The following is a 584-nucleotide window of genomic DNA, read 5'->3' on the forward strand; positions in this document are numbered from 1 at the left end:
CAAGAAGGTGATGGCCGCGGCAGGCGGCTCGACGCTCAAGGACGTGACCATGGAGCTGGGCGGCAAGTCGCCGCTGATCGTGTTCGCCGATGCCGACCTGGACCGCGCCGCCGATGCGGCGATGATGGCCAACTTCTACTCCAGCGGTCAGATCTGCACCAACGGCACGCGGGTCTTCGTCGAACGCACGGTGAAGCAGGCCTTCGAGGAGAAGATCGCCGAGCGCGTGGCACGTGTCCGCGCCGGCGCCCCGCTCGACCCCAGCGTCAACTTCGGCCCGCTGGTGAGCTTCGAGCACCAGGCCAAGGTGCTCTCGTACATCGAGCAGGGTAAACAGGACGGCGCACGCGTGCTGGTCGGCGGCGAGCCCTTGGCCGAGGGCGATTTCGCCCAGGGCGCCTGGGCCCCGGCCACGGTGTTCACCGATTGCAGCGACGACATGCGCATCGTGCGCGAGGAGATCTTCGGCCCGGTGATGTCGATCCTCGTCTTCGACGACGAGGAGGAACTGGTCCGCCGCGCCAACGACACCCACTACGGCCTCGCCGCCGGCGTGTTCACCGAGAACCTCTCCCGCGCGCACC

General features: G+C 68.2%; 1 protein-coding gene. It reads left to right on the top strand.

Annotated elements, in window-relative coordinates:
* A partial coding sequence (locus QPM17_RS23710) for an aldehyde dehydrogenase family protein (RefSeq protein ID WP_285394202.1) occupies positions 1–584 on the top strand: 584 nt, incomplete at both ends.

Origin of the sequence: Marinobacter azerbaijanicus (assembly GCF_030250645.1) — a bacterium.
Lineage (GTDB): Bacteria > Pseudomonadota > Gammaproteobacteria > Pseudomonadales > Oleiphilaceae > Marinobacter > Marinobacter azerbaijanicus.